The organism is Pontibacter flavimaris, assembly GCF_001907195.1.
GTDB classification, from domain to species: Bacteria; Bacteroidota; Bacteroidia; order Cytophagales; family Hymenobacteraceae; genus Pontibacter; species Pontibacter flavimaris.
Map to the genome: position 1 here is coordinate 588,563 of NZ_LVWA01000004.1, position 19,506 is coordinate 608,068.

The following is a 19,506-nucleotide window of genomic DNA, read 5'->3' on the forward strand; positions in this document are numbered from 1 at the left end:
CCCGGGCCGGGATGCAAGGGTGTATTTCTTGGCGGTTCTACTATTGGCGGTTCTTCGGGAAGTCGTGGAAGAGCAGGGTTGCGTTCTCTTTGGAGATGTCGAACCAGCTCTCGCAGCTGAACTGCAGGCCCACCACGCCGGCAGTAGGCAAACTCCCGATCGGCTCCTGCGACAGCATGTTGGCGAACTCGGAGAGGGCCTCGTTGTGGCCCACCAGCAGCAGGGTGTCTACCTCGGCGGGGGCATGCTGCACCACCTCCAGCAGGTCGTCCCGGTCGGCGCCGTATACGCGGGTGTCCACCAGGATGTCATCCGGGTCATAGTCCAGCTCCCTGCTTACCAGCGTAGCCGTGCTGATGGCCCTGACGGCCGGGCTGGAAATGATGAGTTGCGGGGCCACGCCCCGGGCGGCCAGTTCCTGCCCCATCAGCGGGGCGTCGTGGCGGCCACGTTTGTTCAGGGGGCGGTCATGGTCGCTGATCCCCTCAAACTTCCAGCTCGATTTGGCATGCCTAAGAATATATAGCGTCTTCATACGGTTTCTGTTTCTAAGGGCTTTTGCGGCCACTTATACGGCCACAAGGGTGGCTTAGCTACTTACTGAAAGTATGGGTAAATAGTTGTGCCGGCCTGGTTAGGGCCGGCACTGGCTAAGGCAGGGCACAAAAGCAAAGGCCCACCGCCTGCCGGAGCAGAGGGTGGGCCTTTTTTGAAGTATGACCGGCAAGCTATACGTTGTTCGGGTAGCGCTGGTAGTGGAGCTCCGCCACGCGGCGCTGCAGTTCCTCGCGCAGGGCATCGATGTTGAGTTTGTCGGTGGCGGAGATGAACATGGCGGGCGCGTGCTCTTTGGCCATGTAAGTGGCTTTCAGGTCGTCGATGGAGGGGCGCACATCGGCCTCTTCCTCTTGTAGCTCCTCTTCGCGCTGCTTCAGGTACTGGTCTATCTTGTTGAACACCAGCAGCACCGGTTTTTCCGCCGAGTTAATGTCCTTCAGCGTCTCGTTCACCACAGCGATGTGGTCCTCAAAGGAGGGGTGCGACACATCCACCACGTGCACCAGCAGGTCGGCCTCGCGTATCTCGTCCAGCGTGGATTTAAACGACTCGATGAGCTTGGTAGGCAGCTTGCGGATGAACCCTACCGTGTCGGAGAGCAGGAAGGGGATGTTGTCAAGCACCACCTTGCGCACGGTGGCATCCACCGTGGCAAAGAGCTTGTTCTCGGCAAACACATCCGACTTGGAGAGCAGGTTCATGAGCGTGGATTTGCCTACGTTGGTATAGCCCACCAGCGCCACGCGCACAATCCCGGCGCGGGCCTTGCGCTGCTCATAGTTCTGCTTCTCAAATTTCTTCAGGCGCTCGCGCAGCAAGGAGATCTTGTCGCGCACGATACGGCGGTCCGTCTCAATCTCGGTCTCACCAGGTCCTTTCATACCGATACCGCCTTTCTGCTTGGAGAGGTGCGTCCAGAGGTTGGTGAGGCGCGGCAGCAGGTACTGGTACTGGGCCATCTCTACCTGGGCGTGGGCCTGGGCGGTTTTGGCTCGCAGGGCAAAGATATCAAGTATAAGCAGGCTTCGGTCCACAATCTTTATCTGCATCTCGCGCTCAATGTTGCGCACCTGCGAGGGAGTCAGGTCATCGTCAAAGATCACCATATCCACCTCGTGCTCCTTTACATAAGCCTGTATCTCGTCCAGCTTCCCGCTACCCACAAAGGTGCGCACATCGGGTTTGTCCAGCTTCTGCACAAAGCGCTTCAGGGTTTTGGCGCCCGCCGTCTCGGCCAAAAAGGCAAGCTCGTCCAGGTATTCCTCTGTCTGCTCGTCGGTTTGGCGGTAGCCTGGCACGGCCACCAGCACGGCCGTTTCCTGCGGTTTAGAGGTTTCGAAATATTTCTGTTTAGCCATTCATTATTTTTTAAGCGTCATGGTATAGGTGGCCAGCGCCTCCACTTCCTCGTCGGATAGCTGGCTGCCAAAGGCCGGCATCAGGCCGCGGCCCTTTTCGATTACGTGTACACGATTGTTCTGGCTCAGGTTGCTTGCCTGCAGGTTGGTGGCACCGCCCAAGCCCCTGGCGCCGTCGGCCCCATGGCAGGTTTCGCAAAGGTGGGTATAAATGGCCCTGGCGTTGGCTAACTGTGCCTCGTTCATGGCCGCCACAATCTCCTGCTGCGTCTCCGCCGATTGGCTCAGGCCCACATCACCCGTCTCAGCAGCATCCGTTTCGGGCGTAGCTGTTATGGCTGTGGTGGCGTTCTGGCCAGCGGCAGGCGGTTGCATGGTCAGGCTTTTGGTCTCGGCCACGCCGTAGATGTAGCCGAAGAGCAGCAGTGATACACTGGCCAGCACTTTGCTCCCGCGCCTGATGCCCACAATCCCTAAGGGGATGGCTAGCAGCACCAGTATGACCTTCCCGATAAGCCAGCCTGGCACGCCCTGGTAGCTGAAGAGCAGGAAGCCGCCGGTTATAAGTATAAGCGTGCCAAAGATGATATCCAGCATGCGGGTTTGCCGGCGCGCCCTGACCAGTGCCTCATGCCTGTTTAACAGCAGCAGTACGGTTTTGTAGGCAAACAGGAGCAGGAACAAGACCACCACCAGCACGTGCGTGTGCAGAAAGACAATCGTTTCTTGCATGGGTATACTTTGGTTGGATGAACGGCTGCAAATTACATTAAAAATTTCTGATGCAGCGGGCAAAATGGCTAACTTGCGCCTTGTTAAACCCAGTGGCCGTACCAAAGTATAAGTAACTTGCCGCACTGTAGTAATCAGCAATGGATCACAGACTTTTCCACATCGAGGGCCTGATCGAGTTTCAGCCACGCATCTTCCGCGACGACCGCGGCTATTTTATGGAAACCTTCAGCATGAAGTGGTTTGAGCCGCTTGGGCTGAGACCCGACTTTGTGCAGGATAACCAGTCCGTGTCGAAGAAAGGGGTGCTGCGCGGGCTGCACTTCCAGAAGCCGCCGCACGCGCAGGCAAAGCTGGTGCGTGTCACTACGGGCAAGGCGCTGGATATTGCCGTAGACCTGCGCAAAGAATCACCGACTTACGGACAACATGTAGCCTGTGTGCTCGATGCTGAAAGGCAGAACGTGTTTTACGTGCCGGAAGGCTTTGCACACGGCTTTGTGGCCCTGGAGGATGATACGACCTTTCTCTACAAATGTACCGATTTTTACGCCCCCGATACAGAAGGAGGCATCCTCTGGAACGACCCTTCCCTAGGTATCGATTGGGGCATCGCCGAGCCGCTGGTATCGCCGAAGGACGAGGTGCTGCCGACGCTGGAGGGCTTTAGTTCGCCGTTCTAAGGCTAGTGATAAAGTATGATTTTACTGATTAAAGCGCTTTTCTCTTAATGCTATTTAAGGTCAGCAAGTATAAAACTGCTGACTTTGAATGCTTAAGTCCTGTTTATACTTTTATCTTGCGGATCCTGGTTCAAACAAAATAGAGACGCAACATATTGCGTCTCTACAAAGCCTGTTAACTGAACGATCTCTATTAATCCTGCCTCGGGAAAAGTCAGTTAGATACTACTAATCACTGGTCTTCAACTCCTCCACCAGCGTCTCCAGTCCCATTCCCCGCGAGCCTTTAATGAGCACAAAACTCTCTGCAATAGGGTTCTTGCGCAGCCAGGTTTGCAGCTCCGGCTTTGTTTCAAAGTATAAAAAGCTATCCTTCACTACGGCAGCATACTGCATGTCTTTGCCGCAAAGTATAACCGTGTCGAAAGGCTGCTGGGCTACCACTTCTCCCAGGGCGCGGTGCTCGGCCTCGCTCTCAGCGCCCATCTCAAACATATCCCCCAGTATAACCACCTTGCGCTCGGCATTCATGCTTCCGAAGTTGCGTACGGCGGCGGCCATGGAGGTGGGGTTGGCGTTGTAGGCGTCCAGGATGATGGTGTTGCTGCCCTGCTGCAGTACCTGCGAGCGGTTGTTTACCGGGCTGTAGGCGGCAATGGCCTCATTTGCTTGCTGCAGCGACACGCCAAAATGCTTGCCGATGCAGGCGGCCGCGGCCATGTTCTCGTAGTTGTAATTGCCCACCAGTTGCGTGTGCACTACGTTGCCTTCCTCATCCTTGTACACCACATAAGGCGAAGCCTCCAGCAGCTCGCTGTGGTAAAAATCGCCAGGGGCGGGGTAGGTTACTTTGCTTTCGATGCGGCGGCTCATTCGCAGCAGGTGTTCGTTGCCGGTGTTGATGAACACCGTGCCGCCGTGCTCCAGCAAGTGCACGTACAGCTCACTCTTGCCGCGGGCCACGCCTTCCAGGCTGCCAAATCCTTCTAAATGCGCTTTGCCGATGTTGGTGATCATGCCGTGCGTGGGCAGGGCGATGCTGGAGAGCAAGGCGATCTCGCCGATGTGGTTGGCCCCCATCTCGATAATGGCCATCTCATGCTCCGGGGTGATGCGCAGCAGCGTGAGCGGCACGCCGATGTGGTTGTTCAGGTTGCCCTGCGTGTAAAGCGTGTTGAATTTCTGGCTCAGCACCGCGTGTATCAACTCCTTGGTGGTAGTTTTGCCGTTGGAGCCCGTAATACCGATGACCGGTATACTTAGCTGGCGGCGGTGGTGGCGCGCCAAATCCTGCAGCGCCTGTAGCGTGTCCTCCACCACAAACACATTCTCCGAGGCCATACTGGGGTCGTCCACCACGGCATACCTGGCCCCTTTCTCCAGCGCCATCTTGGCAAATTTGGCACCTTTAAAATTTGGCCCGTTCAGGGCGAAAAACATACTTTGGTCCTGGTCGGCGCGGGAGTCGGTGCTGACGTGGCGGCACTCGAGGTATTTTTGATATAGGAATTCGATATTGTTCTGCATGAAATGCTTAATTTTAGCTTGCGTCTGATGCTTTTGGTTACGTGCCTTAGCACTGAAAGTATAGCGGCACAATATACACCCAAATAGCTAAAAACGACAGCAGGCTGGCTTACGTTCACCTACATAACCCGCTACCCTCCAGGCGGCCAACCCCAAAACTATGAAAGTATACCTACCGCTTCTGCTTATACTTTTATCCCTGCCCTGTGTCCTGGCGCAGCAGCAGGAGCCACTCCGTTTCCGGATGAGCCAAAGTATACCGGTTTCCGCTGCCTCCGGGCAACTGGCGCAACCCTGGAGCGGTGGCCTCAATTCGCCGCAGTTCTCCACCATCGACCTGAACCAGGATGGGCAGGATGATCTGTTCGCCTTCGACAGGCAGACGGCCAAAGTATACACCTGGCTGGCCGTGCAGGAGGCGGGGCAGTGGAAGTATAAGTATGCGCCGGCGTATGAAAGTATGTTCCCCAGCGACCTGGCCTATTGGGCACTGCTGCGCGACTACAATTGCGATGGGCTAAAGGATATTTTCACCAACTCGCCGCTGGGCATCCGGGTGCTCCGGCAGGAGCCGGGGGAGCCGCTACGGTTTACGGAGGTGACGGATGGGCTGCGCTACAAGAGCGGCCGCGTGAACATGCAGATGAACGCCACCGACATCCCCGCCATTACCGACATTGACGGGGATGGCGACCTGGACATCCTGCTCACGAATTTTGCACAGGGTAGCCGGTTGGAGCTTTACCAGAACATGCAGGCCGAGCAGGGCTTGCCGTGCGCGTCGCTGGTGTATGAGCAGCAAAGCAACTGGTGGGGCGGCATTACCGAATGCGATGGCTGCAACGAGTTTAAGTTTGGCGAGCAGTGCGGGAGCAACCACGGAGAAAGTATAGCCGCTCCCCTGCACTCGGGTCACGAAGGCTCCACCCACCTGCTGCTCGATATGGACGGGGATGGCGACATGGAATTGGTAATGGGTGGTGTGGCCTGCGGGAACCTGGTGCTGATGGAGAACAAAGGCGACCGCCAGAATGCCCGGATGGATAGTTTCCTGCCAGGCTTTCCTGCTGCAAACCCGGCCAGCTTTAACCTTTTTCCGGCTGCTTTCTACGAGGACATTACTTTTGATGGCGTGCCCGATTTACTGGTGACAACCCAGGCTTTTGAGGAGATCCATGATATGGATTTCCAGCGTTCCTCCTGGCTCTACCAGAATACCGGAGCTGCCGACAAGCCGGAGTTTGCGTTTGCGCAGGATGATTTTCTGCAAAGCCAGATGATCGACTTAAGCGAAGGGGCTTACCCGGCTTTTGCCGACCTGGACGGCGACGGCGATTTGGACATGCTGGTGGGCAACGACGCCAGCTACCGCAACGACACCTACAGCGGCTCCCTTAGCTTTTACCGCAACACAGGCACTTCCTCCGAGCCTGCCTTTGCGCTGGCAACCGATGATTTCCTGAAACTGCACAACAGGCAGCTGTATAGTATAAAACCAACTTTCGCCGATGTAAACGGTGACGGAAGAACGGATCTTATACTTACCCTGAAAGGCCACAGTGCCGGAAGCAACCGCATTGTATGGCTCCGGAACCTGGCAGCTACCGGTCAGCCGCCCGCCTTTGACTTTGCCCGGCAGCAGGAGCTTTTGAAAATTGCCGATGGCGACTCCCCCGCCTTTGCTGACCTGGACGGCGACGGCGACCTGGACATGTTGTTGGGCAAGGCGGCCAGCAACCTGGAGTTCTACCGCAACACCGGCACCGCCAACGCACCGGTTTATACATTGGAAAGCAGCAGCTTTGGCGGTATTGGCTATGACTTTGACAGGCGATACCTGCACCCCCTGATCTTTGACGTTGATGGCGATGGCCAGTTGGATTTGCTCACGACGGACGATAGCGGAGAACTGCGCATCTACCGCCACATCACCCAGGACCTGAATGCTACCCTTACACCGGAAACAGAGCTGCTGGAGAACGGGCTCACGCAGCAGGTGCAGGCCACTAGCCTCGGCCGTGGTCTAAGTATAGCCGCAGCGCCCTTGGGCGATAAGCGCTACCTGGTGCTGGGCTCCAAAGGGGGCGGTTTATACTTGCTCGAGCAGGTGGCAGGATACAAAGGTGTCTCGGAAACTGGCGAAAAACTCACCCTGCAAGTATATCCCAACCCGCATGAGAACAACCGGGAAGAGCCGGTAAAAGTGCAGGCTTCAGAGCCGGTGCAACTGGAGGTATTTGATATGATAGGTAAGCGCGTGTACCGCAGCACGCACAGCCAGTATAGCCGCACGCATTCGCTACCGGTGCAGGGGCTGCAGGCAGGCATCTACATCATCCGTGCCGGAGCCGAGAGCGGGAGTCATGCGTCTATAAAACTGATGGTGCGCTGATGCAGGCATTTTTATACTTCGATCTAAGTTCAGATACCTCTTTCCACAAACCAGTAGTGGAGCAGGTGCGCCAACGGATGCCCGCTGTTTCTGTTCTTGACCTGGATACACGTTCTGATGAACTCGTGCAACACTATGCCCTGCGCCTGCTCCGGGAATCCGAAAAAGCCGTGGTGTGCATGAAGGCTGATGATAGCGTTACGGAATTTGGCTCTCTGATGCCGCTGCTCGAGGAGTTGTTTGAGGAAGGGAAGCAGCGACTCGTGCTGTTGCAGGGGCAACATCCACGCCTCCAGCGCATTTTCGCTGCCCGCCCGCAGGTGGTGTTTAAAGTAGTGGGGGAGGAGCAGGTAGTGGGGGAAGTAAACCGGTTTTTGGAAGTATGATTGATTTTGGCTGGACCTGGTGGGAGGCCAAGTTTCTCCGTTTTCTTTACTGGCGCAAGTCATCAGGCTTGTGTCCTTTTATGGTGTCGAGTCTGAGACTCCACTGGCTTGGGAAGCCATACTTTATACTTAGGCTATACTTTTTACTTCAGTGTAACTTCCCTGAGCCGCTGCTTCCCGCATCTTGACACAAGCTATCCTTTCTAGCTCCCGCTGATCCTCTAGCCTTACATACCTACCGTTGCACCTCTGGCTTTGGCTCCCTCCAGCCCGGGAGGGCTCAACTCTCTTTGGCATCGCGCTGTGTTCCCTTCCTTTGCTCCTTCGTCGCAATGCCCTTACGGGCACCGGAATCTCACAAGGCGCTCAACCCAAGGACTGGGTATCATTCGATAGCCGCTGCTATTACGATTGTCCCCTTGAGGACAGGTAAGAACGAGAGTTAGAAACTTGCGACCATAGGTCAATAGGGGTTTTAAAGCAGCAGCTATAAAACTCATACTTTAGTCAAAGTAGTTACTGGCTCCCCTCCTTGGACAAGGAGGGGTAGGGGTGGTTGGATTCGGTATCGTAAAGCTCCCTCTCCTGTTTTTAGGAGAGGGTTGGGTGAGGTTAAATTCCCCTCCTTTGGACTAGCCAAAACGCGGTTTTTGAGTTAGCGTAATTTTTCCGGGCAGGGAAACCACGGTAATGATGAAGCTCTATCTCCTGCTTTATACCAAACCAGATAAGTAGTAAGCAGAGCAAGTATAAACTTAATCTTCTAAATGGAATCTATCTGCATCCAGATGCGCCGGAAAAGCCTCTCTGAAATCCTCCAGCTCCTGTTTGCGCAGCGTTACAGTATGGATTCCCTCCACTTCAGCCGTTTCCAGTAAGTGGTAACCTTTCGGGTGGATGATGGCAGAGTCGCCGGAGTAGGCGTGGTCGTTGCTGTCGGTGCCGACGCGGTTGACGCCCACCACATAGGCCAGGTTTTCGATGGCGCGGGCCTGCAGCAGCGTGCTCCAAGGCTGGCGGCGTACTTTGGGCCAGTTGGCCACGTATAGCAGCAGGTCGTAAGCGTTGTCGGTGTTGCGGCTCCACACCGGGAAGCGCAGGTCGTAGCACACCAGTGGGCATACGTTCCAGCCCTTCAGTTCCACCAGCAGCCGCTCCTTGCCAGAGGTGTACGTATGATGCTCCTTGGCCATCCGGAACAGGTGCTTCTTATCGTAGGTGGCGTAGGTGCCGTCGGGGCGCACCCAGTAGAGGCGGTTCAGAAACCGGCCCCCTTCCTGCACCATCACGCTACCCGTTAGCACCGCCTGGTGCCGCTGCGCCTCCTGTTTCATCCAGTCCAGCGTAGTTGTGTCGGCTTCCTCGGCTATGCCTTCCGGGGTCATGCTGAAGCCGGTGGTAAACATCTCGGGCAGCACGATCAGGTCAGTCTGCGGGGCAGCGGCGGCCAGCTTCTCCGAAAACATACTCCTGTTGGCTTCGGCATCCTGCCAGTGCAGGTCCGTCTGTACTATGGTTACGCGTAAGTCCATTATCGTTATTCGTTACTCGTATTTCGTTGATCGGCAAAAGTATACGTACACTTATATTGGCAAAGTATAGAAAAGTCTTTTGTCTTTTGTCAAACTATCCTTTGTGAAAATTTATACTTTAGCCAGCTTCTCGCCCGCAGCCCGCAGGGTGTCCTCACTCTTGGCAAAGCAGAAGCGCAGGTACTTGTTGTCGGTTTTGTCGTGGTAAAAGGCGGACACAGGAATGGCCGCCACGCCGGATTCAATAGTCAGGCGCCTGGCAAAGTCCAGGTCACGGGCATCGGTAATGCCGCTATACTTTGCCAGTTGAAAATACGTGCCCGCCGAGGGAATGACTTCAAAGCGTGTTTGTTGCAGCTGCTCCACAAAGTAATCGCGCTTGGCCTGGTAGAAACCGGGCAACTCCAGGTAATGGCGCTCCTCATCCATAAAATCAGCTAGGGCCAGCTGGAAAGGGGTGGCGGTGCTGAAGGTGATGAACTGGTGCATTTTGCGCAGCTCGGTGGTAAGCTGCGGCGGCGCTATGGCATAACCCACCTTCCAGCCGGTGGTGTGGTAGGTCTTCCCGAACGAGGAGATAACAAAGCTCCGCGCGCGCAGCTGCGGGTGCTGCAGGGCGCTGTAGTGCTGCTGCCCGTCAAACACCATGTGTTCATATACCTCATCGCTCAATACCAGAATATCCGATCCCTCCAGCAGGTTAGCCAGCGTGTCCATATCCTGCTTTGTCATTACGGCGCCGGTAGGGTTGTGCGGGGTGTTGATGATGATCATGCGGGTGCGGGAGGAGAGGCGCTTTTTCACCTGGTCCCAATCCACCGAAAAATCCGGCAGGGCCAGCGGCACGTAAATGGGCGAGCCGCCGCACAGCCGAATGACCGGGGCGTAGCTGTCGTAGCAGGGCTCCAGCACCACCACCTCATCGCCCGCTTTCACCACCGCCATGATGGCTGCGTTCAGCGCCTCGGTGGCCCCGGAGGTAACGGTGATCTCCGTGTCAGGGTCAGGCTGATAGCCATACATTTTCTCTGTTTTCAGGCTGATCTTCTGGCGCAGCTGTGGCATGCCGGCCATAGGCGCATACTGGTTAAAGCCCTCGTGCATATACCTGGTCACCAGGTCCATCAGCGGCTCCGGGCAGTTAAAGTCCGGGAAACCCTGCGACAGGTTAATGGCCTGGTGCTCGCTGGCCAGCGCCGACATGACGGTAAAGATGCTGGTGCCTACGTCAGGGAGTTTGCTCGAGGGATAATTTATCATAAAGCTTTTGGCAAAGGGTGTCTGCAGTGCTACAGAAACTAAATATACGGATATTTCTAAAGTATAGCCTGCACCAGTTGCTGCACATACGGTATGGCATCGGCCTCGAACCAGGGGTTGCGCCGCAGCCAGAACTGGTTGCGCGGCGAAGGGTGCGGCATGGGCATGTATTGTGGCAGGTACTCGTGCCAGTTGGCCACTGTTTCGGTTAAGGTAGGCTTCGCCTGGCCTCCCAGAAAATACTCCTGCGCATACTTGCCGATGAGCAGGGTGAGTTGGATGTGGGGCAGTTGGGCAAGCAGGCGCTGGTGCCAATGGAGGGCGCACTCCGGGCGGGGCGGCAGGTCGCCGGACTTGCCTTTGCCCGGGTAGCAGAAGCCCATGGGAATGATGGCCACCTTATCGGCATCGTAGAACACTTCCGGCTCCAGCCCCAGCCACTGCCGCAGGCGCTTGCCGCTCTGGTCGTTCCAGGGGATGCCGCTGGCGTGTACCTTGGTGCCTGGTGCCTGGCCCACCACCAGAAGCCTGGCGCTGCTGCTGGCCGCCAGTACAGGGCGCGGGCCCAGTGGCAGGTGCTCCTCGCAGATGCGGCACGCGCGTACCTGCTGCAGTAAACTCTCCAATTCCTCCATCGCTGTAAAGTTACAAAGTATAGGGCAGGGGAGTAGCGTCTTAGGGGCAGGATTTTATACTTTCATAAGTATAAGCGGTCTCAAAACAAAAGCCGGTGTAGCCGGCTTTTCTCTTTTATACTTTGGGTGGAGCGCAGGGCTAATTCTCATAGTCTTCCCAGAAACCATCGTAATGGCGGGGTGGGCGACGGTGCGGGTGCGGCATCAGCGGGTCCTCGAACCAGCGATCCTCCACGCGTTGGTTGCTTGGATCGAAGTGCGCGTCGCGCTGGCGCCAGGCAGGCTCGTGCGGAGGGCGCTGCTCGCCCCGGTGCAGGTGCTGGCCCGGGTGGCGCGGCTGGTACTGCTGCTCTGGCAACCAATCCTCCTCACGGTGGAACCTTCCCTCCCGCTCAAAACGGTCAGTGTCTTCGGGGTAGTGGCCTTGCTGTTGCAGGTGCGTGGCTGGCATGGGCTCCCCCCAGCGGCTCCTGAAGTCGTTGAAGTGCTCCGGATGGTGTGGGTGGCGGCGGTGCTGGCGGTGCTCCCAGTGGTGCGGGTGTCTTGGGTCTTGCTCTTCGTGCTGCATGTTGCGTCTCTTTAATGGTACAAAATATTCGCTGAAAGGCCGGAGGTGTATAGGTGTACGGTGTGATAATGAGGATGTTCCTCTTTAAGATAGGCAAAAAGCCTAAAATAACAAAGCCAGCTGGATGGCTGGCTTTGTTATTTTGCTAACTAAAACTAATCTACTACCAAATCTACCTAATCTACTAGGCCTATACGGTTTAGCGGCGATAGCGTTGGTTTCTGTCGATGCCTTTGTAGTAATCGTAGTTGCCTGAGTCGGTTTCGTCGGCCCAGCGCGGGCCTCCCTCATAGCCTCTGTCGTAGTTGCGGTCGCGGTAATTCTCAGAACCGTAACGCCTGTGCGAGTCCAGCCGGTCTGCGCCGCTCACGTGGTGCTGGCGCGGGTGGTAGTCCGGATTATCGGAGTGCCAGATATCGTTCCAGGTATCCTTTACCCGTTCTATAAAGCCACGGTTGTCGCGGGGGTATGGCGCTGTCGCGTCGCTGTCGGGGGTGTAGCGGCCCTCGGTATACCAGTTGTGCGAGCCGCTGCCGTAGCGGAAATCATCGTCCTTATAACGGCTGCGCGTACCCGGGCCCTCGTTCCAGGGCTGGTTTCGGCGGTCGTTCATGTCGCTGTAGTTGCCCTGCAGGGAGCCTCCCGGTGTTTGCGGGCGCTGCATGCTTTGCTGGCCGCTGCGGTTGCCATGGTCCAGGTAGTGGCTTTCATCGCGGTAGGCACTGCCGCTGCGGCTGCCGTAGTGGTCGCTGAGATGGGCGTTGCGGCCCTGCGCATACGTGGCGTTGCGGTCGTGCCGGTAGTTCTCGCCATACTTACGCTCATTGGTATCCTGGGCGCCTCGTGGGTTCGGGCCGGTATGGAAGAAGTTGCCCTCGCCCCACTCGCGGGTGCTGCCCTGGCCACCACGGTAGCCATAGCGCTGCGCGTGCTCCCCCTGGTGCTGCTGGTCCTTGTCGTACAGTTTCTTGCCTATCTGCTGGTTATTGCGCCCGCTGCTATCGCGGTTCATCGGTTCGTTTTCCATTTCCTAATCCTTATATTAATGTTTTACAATGCGTTAGCTAAAAAAGGCTGGGCTTATATTTACGGCAATGCAGGGGCTATAGTTAGCCGGGGGCGGCAGGCACAAAAAAACGGCGGCCCCCTTACAGGTAAGGGAGCCGCCGCCGTAGCCGGTGAAACGAGGGCTAGAAGTACTCCTGCACAATCTCGCGCACGTCGCCCTCGGCCAGGGGCTTGGAGTAGTGTTTGCGCACGTCCGGGAAAGCTTTCAGTTTCTCCAGGTCGTAGAAGCTGGCGGAGGAGGTGAGCATGAGCAGGACGGTATCGCCTTTCTGCTCCGGTGTGAATTTCTGGTACTCCTCCAGGAACTCGAACCCATCCATCACCGACATCTTGATATCCACAAAAATGAGGTCAGGGCGAGGGTAGCCCTCTACACCGGCGAAGGCGTGCTCGAGGTAATCTAGTCCTTCTTCGCCGTTCATCACCACCCTGATATCGGGCGCAGCCTCCAGGCGGGCGAGCAGGCGGTGGTTCAGGTAATTGGTGGTTTCGTCATCGTCGATCAGAAGAATTGTGTTCAGCTCTTTCATAGTGGCTACTTATGGTGTGTAGGTATTATATTTAAAAGTATACTTCTGAGGTTTCGCCTGCCCCCGTGCTGTACGGCAAAGGCAAAAAACAGCAGCAGCATATCCCAGGCAAAGGGCTTAAAACTATAACGCCGGCTACAGCAGTTTATTTAGAACCAGTACGTGCCTGTGCACAGGTAGGGTTAGTAAAGTATAGGGTGTTGAAGATAGCTTATATTCCTGCGATGGCAAAATATTGAACCCTGGATATACTACAAGTGGTAACAGCCAGCAGGGGGGTATATGTTTAAACTTTATGCCGGCAAGGTGGCACATGGCGCACGGCGGTTGCCGTAGCGGTTCTTTGATCTTTCCCCGTCAGTCAGGCACGCCGGAACTAGCAGCCTTTTGCTTGCACTCCACCAACGCTGTTACTTCTACAGCAGACAGCAGCACACCCTCTATGTGCCGGTTGGGGTCGAGGAGGGGTTGGAACTGTATGTTAAAGTAGGCATTTTTCTGTGGCCCGCTGTAGCTGGGGGTAATGGGAACCAGAACCTCCTTGAAACTGACCGGTTCCTGCTGCTGGTATACTTTGTCGAACACCTCGGTAAAATGGATAGGCTGAGTTTCCGGCCAGATCTCGCTTGCAGGCTTGCCCAGGTAGTGCCTGTTGCCATACATGGAGTAAATGCCCGGGGTTACGTAACGGCAGGTATGGGTGGGCCCCATGAGCAGGCAAAGGTGCGCAGGCAGCAGGTTCAGGATATTGGCAAATTGCTGCTCCTTTAGCTGCACCTGGGTCAGGGCCTCACGCTGGTCTTCGATATCGGTCATGGTGCCGATCCAGAACTTTACCTTGCCCTCTTCGTCGTACATCGGTACGCTCCTGTCCAGAAACAAGCGGTATTGCCCGTCTACATGGTTCCGGATACGGTATTCCTGCTCAAACGCATGCCCGTACCTGGTCGCCTCGTTCCAGGCGGTAAGTACGTGTGCCGAGTCCTCGGGGTGAACGGCATTGATCCAGCCGTCTACCTGCCCTTTCGAAATTCCGGTATACTCGTACCAGTTGTCGTTAAAGTAGGTGATCCGCCCTTTGGCGTCGGCCATAAAAGACATGTAGGGCTGCTTTTCAAGCAGGTGCCAGAAGCGTTCGTTGGTTTCCTTCAGGGTCTTTTCCGACTGTTTGCTCTCGGTCAGGTCTATCATGGCGCCGACTTGCCGGACGGGTTTGTTGTTGTCGTTGTAGACAAAGTATCCCTGGTCCAGCACATAGGCGTAGGTGCCGTTTGCCTTCCGGAAACGGTACTCGCAGGACCAGTACTTATGCCCGGCCTCGGCGGCCTGTCGCAGGCTCTCCAGTGCGGCGGCGGCATCGTCTGGGTGCACCCTGCTCAACCAGCCTGTGTTTCCCGTGTTTGGCTGGCCCATCTCCTCAGGCGAGTAGCCAAAGGCCTCCTGTAAATTGACGCCCCAACTCATCCTGTTGTTCTCTATGTCATAGTCCCAGGTAACGGCATGCAGGGTGTTGGTCAGCAGCGACAGGCGCTCCCTGTTTTGCTCGTTTAGCTGCTCCTGCAGTACCAGGGCCGTCACGTCGCGGGCTTCCTGCAGGATGTATACCAAGTTACCGGCCGGATCAAGGATGGGAGTGTGGGATGTGCGCCAATACCTGCGCTCAAAGCCGCCCTGTTCGAGCGGCACATCATACCTTACGATGGGCATCATGTGCGGCTTCTTGTTGGCCAGGACAAAACGCAGAGACGCCATCACGTTCTGTTTGCCGTGCTCGTCTGTTTTTTCCGGGTTGTTGGCGAACGTATCTAAGATATGTTTTCCACAAATGTCCTCTAACTTAAAGTGGGATGCGTCGGCATACAGCCTGGTGGCGTCCAGCACCCTTAGCTCCGGGGACAGGAGCAGGTATAGGCCAGGCAAAGCCCTGAAGACAAGGGCGAAGTCCGGAGAGGTTTTATTGTCGGTTAATTGCATGGCGCAATCGGCTTTAGGAGTTCGTGCCTAATCATTAAATCAAAAATAGTATACGGGGTAGTGCTATAAAAAACTGCCTGTTCCTGGTGCTCTTTTCATAAAAAAAGCGCCAGGAACAGGCAGTTGCAGGAGAGAATCAGGTAGTTCAGGGTTTGGCCGAAGCCAGCTCTCTCACCCCTAGGCCCTCAAATACTTCCTTCGCATCCTCTATACTTTGGATATCCTCCACGATCACGATCAGCTTGTTTTTGGCCTCCTTCAGGCGCGAGCGGCGCGGGTGCTGCTGCACATACTTGAGGATGTTGCCAAAGGTATCGGACTGGAAGTACTTGTCGTTGTTCTCGCTGGGCAGGTAGCCCTTCATCACCTCTTTCTTGATGGTGAGCTTCTCGAAGCCCAGTTGCTGCGCCTGCCACCTTAACTTCACGATCTCCACGAGCTGCTGCACCTGCGCCGGCAAGGGCCCGAACCTGTCCACTATACTTGCGCGCAGTTTTTCAAGCTCATCCAGGTCTTTGGTGCTGTCTAATTTGCTGTAGAGGTTCAGGCGCTCCGAGATGTTGCTCACGTAACTATCCGGAATCAGCACTTCCATATCCGTTTCGATGTTGCACTCCAGCACCGGGTCTAAAAACTCGGCCAGGTTATCGCCCAGGAACAACTCCCGGAATTCGGTTTCCTTCAGTTCCTTCACGGCATCGTCGAGTATCTGGTGGTACATGTCGAAGCCAAGGTCGGTGATAAAGCCGCTTTGCTCGCCGCCCAGCAGGTTGCCCGCCCCACGGATATCCATGTCGCGCATGGCAATTTTAAAGCCTTCGCCTAGGTCGGAGAACTCTTCCAATGTGCTCAGGCGCTTGCGCGCATCGCTTGGCAGACCCGCCACAGGCGGCGTAAGCAGGTAGCAGTAGGCTTTTTTGTTCGAGCGGCCCACGCGGCCACGCATCTGGTGCAGGTCCGACAACCCGAACATGTGTGCCCGGTTGATGATGATGGTGTTGGCGTTCTCGATGTCCAGGCCCGACTCGATGATGTTGGTGCTTACCAGTACATCATACTCGCCGTTCACGAACTTCATCATGCGCTTTTCCAGCTTTTCCGGCTCCATCTGGCCGTGCGCGAAGGTTACCCTGGCGTCCGGCACCTGGCGCAGAATCATGTCGGCCATTTCCTCGATGTCTTTGATGCGGTTGTGGACAAAAAAGACCTGGCCACCACGCTTCATCTCGTTTACCACGGCATCCCGGATCAGCACCTCGTCGAACACGTGCAGCTCCGTTTTTACCGGCTGGCGGTTGGGTGGCGGCGTGGCAATCACGCTCAGGTCGCGGGCACCCATCAGCGAGAAGTGCAGCGTGCGCGGAATCGGCGTGGCCGTCAGCGTCAGGGTATCCACGTTCACGCGCATCTCCTTCAGCTTATCCTTCGTCTTCACGCCAAATTTCTGCTCCTCGTCTATCACCAGCAGGCCCAGGTCCTTGAACTTCACGTCCTTGCTCACGATGCGGTGCGTGCCAATGAGGATATCCACTTTGCCCTCTGCCACGCGCTTCAGGGTTTCCTTGGTATCCTTGGTGGTTTTAAAGCGGTTGATGTAGTCTACGGTAACCGGGAACTGCTCCAGCCTGTCGCGGAAAGTGCGGAAGTGCTGCATGGCCAGGATGGTGGTGGGCACCAGAATGGCGACCTGCTTGCCATCGCAGGCGGCTTTAAAAGCGGCACGTATGGCTACCTCGGTTTTGCCGAAGCCCACGTCGCCGCACACCAGGCGGTCCATCGGGTGCGGTTGCTCCATGTCGGCTTTCACATCCTCCGTAGACTTTGCCTGGTCCGGGGTATCCTCGTAAATAAACGACGATTCCAGCTCGGCCTGCAGAAAGCCATCTTTGGAGTACGCATACCCTGGTGCGGCTTTGCGCTTGGCGTAAAGGCTGATGAGCTCGGCTGCGATATCCTTTACCTTGCTCTTCACCTTCTTCTTCTTGTTCTCCCACTCCGGAGAGCCCAGCTTGCTCATACTTGGCGGGCCACCCTCTTTGCCGCTATACTTTGATATTTTGTGCAGCGAGTGAATGCTGACGTAGAGCAGGTCGTCGTCGCGGTACACCAGCCGGATGGCTTCCTGCAGGCGGCCGCCCACTTCCACTTTCTCGAGCCCGGCAAAGCGGCCGATGCCGTAATCCACGTGGGTGATGTAGTCGCCGGGCTGCAGCGAGCGCAGCTCCTTCAGCGTCATGGCCTTTTGCTTGGAGTGCCCTTCCTTGGCCTTGTGCTGGTAGAAGCGGTCGAACAGCTGGTGGTCGGTGTAGCAGGTTACCTTTAGCACCTGGTCGATGAAGCCTTCCCGCAGCGAAACGCCCAGGTGCTGGAAACGCACGTCGTGGTCCAGCTCATCGAAGATCAGGGTGAGGCGGTTGATCTGGCGCGGCGAGTCGGTAGCGATGATGTTCACAAAACCGTTGCCCTGGTGCTCGTGCAAATCTTTTACCAGCCGCTTAAAATCTTTGTTAAACGAGGGCTGCGGCTTGGCCTGTAGCTGTATCACCTCGGCAGATTTAAAGTGGAAACGCTTGCCGATCTCCACCACATTGAAGTTATCGAGCAGCTTCTTGAACTGCTTTGGCGTCTGGAAAAGCTGCTCCGGGTCTGAGACGATCTGTGTGCCGCCGCTACCAGCCATCATCTTCTCAAAACTATGCGAGGCCTTGTCGAAATACTCCTCGATCACGTCCAGCGTCTGGCGCACATCCTTGAACCAGAGGTTCGTATTTTTAGGAAGGAAGTCCAGGAATGCCTCGCGTGTCTCCTGCAGCAGCTTGGTCTGCACGTTAGGGATAATAGAGATGGATTTCTTTGTTTCTACCGACAGCTGCGTGTCCGGGTCGAAGGTTCTTATACTTTCGATCTCATCACCGAAGAGCTCGATGCGGTAGGGCAGGTCATTGGCGTACGAGAATACATCCACAATGCCGCCGCGCACGGCATACTGGCCCGCCTCGTATACAAAGTCGGTGCGCTCGAAGCCATACTCGGCCAGCATCTCGCTCAGGAAAGCCGTATCCAGTTTCTCTCCCACCTTTGCGCCCAGCGTGTTCTCCACCAGCGATTTCTTGTTGATCACCTTCTCCGTGAGCGCCTCGGGGTACGTCACGATCAGCTCGCCTTTGTCGGTTTTGCTGTTGAGGCGGTTCAGCACCTCGGCCCGCATGAGGATGTTGGCATTCTCGGTATCGTCGAAGCTGTAGGGGCGTTTGTAGGAGGTCGGGAACAGCAGAACCTCCTTCTCTTCGCCAAGCAGGTTTTTGAGGTCGGTATAAAAATAGGCAGCCTCCTCCTTGTCGTGCATCACAAACAGCTGGTGCTGCGGATGTAACGTATAAACTGCCGAAGCCATCACGGCATCGAGGCTGCCGGCCATACCCTTTAGCTGCAGGCGGTAAGGCTCTTTGGCTTTTAAACGCTCGGCAATGGTTTGCACGACGCTGTCGAGGCGGTACAGTTCTAAAAAATCAGATATTTTCATTCAGTTCTATCACAAAACAGCAAAGGCAGAACACAGGACTTTTGCCAAGTCGCGTTCTGCTGAGTCTTCTGTACAAAGATACAGTTTTTAGAAAACAGTACGGAGGAGGAGAAGGTTGCGGGGGAGGGGGAGGTTATTTACTTTTTTTCGACGCGAGATAAGATAGAAAAATAATATCTTTCGGTGCTATGGAAACACCCTTGCTCAGATACAGGTTAACAGAGCCTTTGGGCCTCGGAACAAAGGTATGCGCTACGGTTATTATGATCGGAGGCATTGCCTTGGCCATCACTCAGCCTGTAGGGGGGCTAATCTTGATCGTAGCCGGTATCTTTCCGTTTTTATACTTTAAGTGTCTTGAAATTGACCTGTATAATGGGACGTACAGAGTTGGGGTGCATGTGTTGGGGTATACCATAGGGCAGCAAGAGCCTTTCCCGGGCATCAAGTGCATCTTCCTGAAAAAGAACAGAACGATTCACCAAGCTACGGTGCGCTCTTGGTCACAGACTGTCTCTACTTCGTTTGATGGCTACCTCTGGCTGGAGGATGGCACTAAAATACTTCTATCACAGGACGGTAAAAAAGAAGTGGCTTTACTTAAACTGCAGCCTTTTGCGGATGAACTGCGGACAAGTATCAAAGATCTGACAGCTCCGCTTTCTCAGGCGTAGTGCACCCCGTTCTTTCGGATTACAAATCCGAAAAAGCAAGTGAATTCGCAGCACCTGTTCCACGCCGCTCTTCGGGATTTGTAATCCCGAAGTACCTACTATGAGG

The 19,506-nt window shown here is 55.7% G+C and carries 16 protein-coding genes; 4 read left to right on the forward strand and 12 right to left on the reverse strand.

Annotation, left to right across the window (positions count from 1 at the left end; all coding sequences use genetic code 11):
* Nucleotides 1-40 precede the first annotated feature (40 nt).
* The 3 genes from A3841_RS07525 to A3841_RS07535 all read right to left on the reverse strand — a co-directional run bounded on the left by A3841_RS07525 (nucleotide 41) and on the right by A3841_RS07535 (nucleotide 2,648).
* Nucleotides 41-535 (reverse strand): SixA phosphatase family protein, encoded by a 495-nt coding sequence (locus A3841_RS07525; protein ID WP_073851679.1) that lies wholly within the window; start codon nucleotides 533-535, stop codon nucleotides 41-43.
* 193 nt (nucleotides 536-728) lie between these two features.
* Nucleotides 729-1,916, reverse strand: coding sequence for a GTPase HflX (gene hflX / locus A3841_RS07530; protein WP_073851680.1), 1,188 nt, complete (start codon nucleotides 1,914-1,916; stop codon nucleotides 729-731).
* 3 nt (nucleotides 1,917-1,919) lie between these two features.
* Nucleotides 1,920-2,648: a SirB2 family protein gene (locus A3841_RS07535; protein ID WP_073851681.1), complete on the reverse strand. Its 729-nt coding sequence runs from the start codon at nucleotides 2,646-2,648 to the stop codon at nucleotides 1,920-1,922.
* Nucleotides 2,649-2,788: 140 nt separating this feature from the next.
* Between A3841_RS07535 and rfbC the strand changes: the two genes are divergently transcribed.
* A complete protein-coding gene (rfbC, locus tag A3841_RS07540; RefSeq protein ID WP_073851682.1) occupies nucleotides 2,789-3,331 on the forward strand; it encodes a dTDP-4-dehydrorhamnose 3,5-epimerase in 543 nt (180 codons plus the stop codon).
* A 228-nt stretch (nucleotides 3,332-3,559) separates the two neighbouring features.
* On the opposite strand, the gene A3841_RS07545 is transcribed toward rfbC, so the two are convergent.
* Nucleotides 3,560-4,858: a UDP-N-acetylmuramoyl-tripeptide--D-alanyl-D-alanine ligase gene (locus A3841_RS07545; RefSeq protein WP_073851683.1), complete on the reverse strand. Its 1,299-nt coding sequence runs from the start codon at nucleotides 4,856-4,858 to the stop codon at nucleotides 3,560-3,562.
* A gap of 160 nt (nucleotides 4,859-5,018) precedes the next feature.
* Here A3841_RS07545 and A3841_RS07550 point away from each other — a divergent pair, with 160 nt between their 5' ends.
* Both A3841_RS07550 and A3841_RS07555 read left to right on the forward strand, forming a co-directional pair.
* Nucleotides 5,019-7,250, forward strand: coding sequence for a T9SS type A sorting domain-containing protein (locus tag A3841_RS07550; protein ID WP_073851684.1), 2,232 nt, complete (start codon nucleotides 5,019-5,021; stop codon nucleotides 7,248-7,250).
* A complete protein-coding gene (locus A3841_RS07555; RefSeq protein WP_073851685.1) occupies nucleotides 7,250-7,636 on the forward strand; it encodes a hypothetical protein in 387 nt (128 codons plus the stop codon). Before A3841_RS07550 ends, A3841_RS07555 begins: the two co-directional genes overlap by 1 nt.
* A 755-nt stretch (nucleotides 7,637-8,391) precedes the next feature.
* Here A3841_RS07555 and A3841_RS07560 read toward each other — a convergent pair.
* The 8 genes from A3841_RS07560 to mfd all read right to left on the reverse strand — a co-directional run bounded on the left by A3841_RS07560 (nucleotide 8,392) and on the right by mfd (nucleotide 18,726).
* Complete coding sequence (locus tag A3841_RS07560) at nucleotides 8,392-9,168, reverse strand: amidohydrolase (RefSeq protein WP_073851686.1); 777 nt, start codon at nucleotides 9,166-9,168, stop codon at nucleotides 8,392-8,394.
* A gap of 111 nt (nucleotides 9,169-9,279) precedes the next feature.
* A complete protein-coding gene (locus A3841_RS07565) occupies nucleotides 9,280-10,428 on the reverse strand; it encodes a pyridoxal phosphate-dependent aminotransferase (protein WP_073851687.1) in 1,149 nt (382 codons plus the stop codon).
* 56 nt (nucleotides 10,429-10,484) lie between these two features.
* The gene (locus A3841_RS07570) at nucleotides 10,485-11,063 is read right to left on the reverse strand and encodes a uracil-DNA glycosylase family protein (protein WP_073851688.1); all 579 of its coding nucleotides are present in this window, start codon (nucleotides 11,061-11,063) and stop codon (nucleotides 10,485-10,487) included.
* A gap of 139 nt (nucleotides 11,064-11,202) precedes the next feature.
* Entirely contained in the window at nucleotides 11,203-11,631 is a 429-nt protein-coding gene (locus A3841_RS07575; RefSeq protein WP_073851689.1) for a hypothetical protein, read from the reverse strand.
* A gap of 199 nt (nucleotides 11,632-11,830) precedes the next feature.
* Nucleotides 11,831-12,658, reverse strand: coding sequence for a hypothetical protein (locus A3841_RS07580; protein ID WP_073851690.1), 828 nt, complete (start codon nucleotides 12,656-12,658; stop codon nucleotides 11,831-11,833).
* 163 nt (nucleotides 12,659-12,821) lie between these two features.
* A complete protein-coding gene (locus tag A3841_RS07585) occupies nucleotides 12,822-13,229 on the reverse strand; it encodes a response regulator (protein ID WP_073851691.1) in 408 nt (135 codons plus the stop codon).
* A 357-nt stretch (nucleotides 13,230-13,586) separates the two neighbouring features.
* On the reverse strand, nucleotides 13,587-15,203 hold the full coding sequence (locus A3841_RS07590) for a PAS domain-containing protein (protein WP_073851692.1): 1,617 nt from the start codon (nucleotides 15,201-15,203) through the stop codon (nucleotides 13,587-13,589).
* A 145-nt stretch (nucleotides 15,204-15,348) separates the two neighbouring features.
* The gene (gene mfd / locus A3841_RS07595) at nucleotides 15,349-18,726 is read right to left on the reverse strand and encodes a transcription-repair coupling factor (RefSeq protein WP_073851693.1); all 3,378 of its coding nucleotides are present in this window, start codon (nucleotides 18,724-18,726) and stop codon (nucleotides 15,349-15,351) included.
* A 263-nt stretch (nucleotides 18,727-18,989) separates the two neighbouring features.
* On the opposite strand from mfd, the gene A3841_RS07600 reads away from it, so the two are divergent.
* Nucleotides 18,990-19,400 carry a hypothetical protein gene (locus A3841_RS07600; RefSeq protein WP_073851694.1) on the forward strand — a complete coding sequence of 137 codons (411 nt, stop codon included), beginning with the start codon at nucleotides 18,990-18,992 and terminating at the stop codon, nucleotides 19,398-19,400.
* The last annotated feature ends 106 nt before the right edge of the window (nucleotides 19,401-19,506 follow it).